This window comes from Micromonospora sp. KC207, from assembly GCF_004348615.1.
Taxonomy (GTDB): Bacteria; Actinomycetota; Actinomycetes; order Mycobacteriales; family Micromonosporaceae; genus Micromonospora.
This window is the reverse complement of sequence record NZ_SMKJ01000556.1, coordinates 1-1,793: the sequence shown is the minus strand read 5'-3', so window position 1 is coordinate 1,793 and position 1,793 is coordinate 1. Positions and strand designations below refer to the sequence as shown.

The window sequence follows — 1,793 nt, the reverse complement described above, 5'->3', positions numbered from 1 at the left end:
GGCCGAAAAGACCGGCGGTCGTATGCCAGATACAACGCCCCGACCCCCGACCCGATTCCACCGCCACGGTGACCCCGCCCACCGGACACCGTCTGACAAACCCGACACCCGCCCCGATCGGGGGGCGGCCCGCCGGGGGCGGGGGCGTCAGGAGTCGGCCTACAGCCAGCCGGAGCGGCGGAACAGTCGGTGCAGCACCAGCGCGGTCGTCGCCATCAGCAGCAGCGCCCCGCCGTAGCCGTAGCGCCAGTGCAGTTCGGGCATGTGGGTGAAGTTCATCCCGTATATGCCGGCGACGGCGGTCTGGGTGGCGGCGATCGCCGCCCACGCCGCGATCTTGCGCATGTCGTTGTTCTGATCGACGGCCAGTTGCGCCAGCCGGGACTGAAGGATGGAGTTGAGCAGGTCGTCGTACGTGCTGACCCGGTCGACGGCCCGGGTCAGGTCGCTCTCCACGTCGGCGAACCAGCGGCGCAGGGCCGCCGGTGGGCCGTCGGCGGGCTGCCCGGCCAGTGCGCGCAGCGGCGCCTGCGCCGGCAGCACGGCCCGCTTGAACTCGACGATCTCCCGTTTGAGCTGGTAGATCTGCGGGATATCGGCGGAGCGTTCGCGGGCGAAGACCGTTTCCTCCAGCCGTTCCAGGTCCGTCTCGACGTGGCCGGCGACCTCCAGGTACAGCTCGACCATGCGGGCGCAGACCGCGTACGCCACGGCCCAGGGTCCCTCGGCGAGCACGGCCGGGCGGCGCTGGATGTCCTCGCGCACGGCGGTGAGCGCGCCGGCCGCGCCGTGCCGGACGGTCACGACGAACCGGTCGCCGAGGAACGCCATGACGTCGCCGGTGTCGATCACCTCGGAGGTGTCGGTCAGCTCCGTGTGCTCCACGTATCCGGCCGTGCGCAGCACCAGCAGGGTCACGTCGCCGTGGCGTTGCAGGGTGGGTCGGTGCCCGTCGGTGAGGGCCTGGGTGACGCTGAACTCGTCGAGGCCGAAGGTTCGCCCGACTGCGGCCATCACCGCCGGCGCGGGATCGTGCAGGCCCAGCCAGACGAACGTCCGTCGGCCGCGCCGGCTGCGCGCGTACGCGTCGGTGTAGTGCGGGCGGCCGGGTTGGCGCTGGCCGTCGACGTAGATCGCGCAGTCGACGACGGCGTCGGGGTTGGCGCGGCGGACGGCCGGTGGCGCGGAGTGGGTCGGTTGGCCGAGCGCCCGGCGCAGCAGGGCGGGCAGCCGGCCGCGCCTTCGGGCCCGCCCAGGTTGCTGGTCCACCGGTCACCTCCGCCTCGCCGGGACTGACGGCAACCGTAGGCGATCTTCCGGCGCGGTGGCGGCCGGGGGTGTGGGTCAGGGCACGGCGGTGGCGAAGACGACGATGTTGTCGAGGTACGCGCGGTCGCGCTCGTCGAACCGGCCGCCGCAGGTGACCAGGCGCAGCCGGGGTACGGGGCCGGTGCCGTAGACCAGCGCGGTGGGAAACCGCGTCTTCGGGTACGCGCCGACGCCGTCGACGGCGAACGTCGCGACCCGGGAGTCGGCGCGGGCGATCTGGATGCGGTCGCCGGGCCGGAGCCGGCCGAGGTCGAAGAAGACGGCGGGGCCGTTCTCGCGGGAGTCGACGTGCCCGACGACGACGGCGTTGCCGGCCTCGCCGGGGCTGACGCCGAGGCGGTACCAGCCGGCGACGGCCGGTGGGCCCGCCGGGGGGACCTCCAGTTCACCGGCGGCGCTGGCGGCGACCGGCACCACGCGGGCGTGTACGTCGATCGCGGCAATGGTGAGGCGGACGGGGGTGG

The 1,793-nt window shown here is 73.7% G+C and carries 2 protein-coding genes; both read right to left on the bottom strand.

Annotated features, from left to right (window positions below; all coding sequences use genetic code 11):
* Window positions 1-159: 159 nt before the first annotated feature.
* Entirely contained in the window at window positions 160-1,269 is a 1,110-nt protein-coding gene (locus E1258_RS32420) for a magnesium and cobalt transport protein CorA (RefSeq protein ID WP_132407768.1), read from the bottom strand.
* Between the two features lie 75 nt (window positions 1,270-1,344).
* A partial coding sequence (locus E1258_RS32415; RefSeq protein ID WP_132407766.1) for a class F sortase occupies window positions 1,345-1,793 on the bottom strand: 449 nt, incomplete at its 5' end.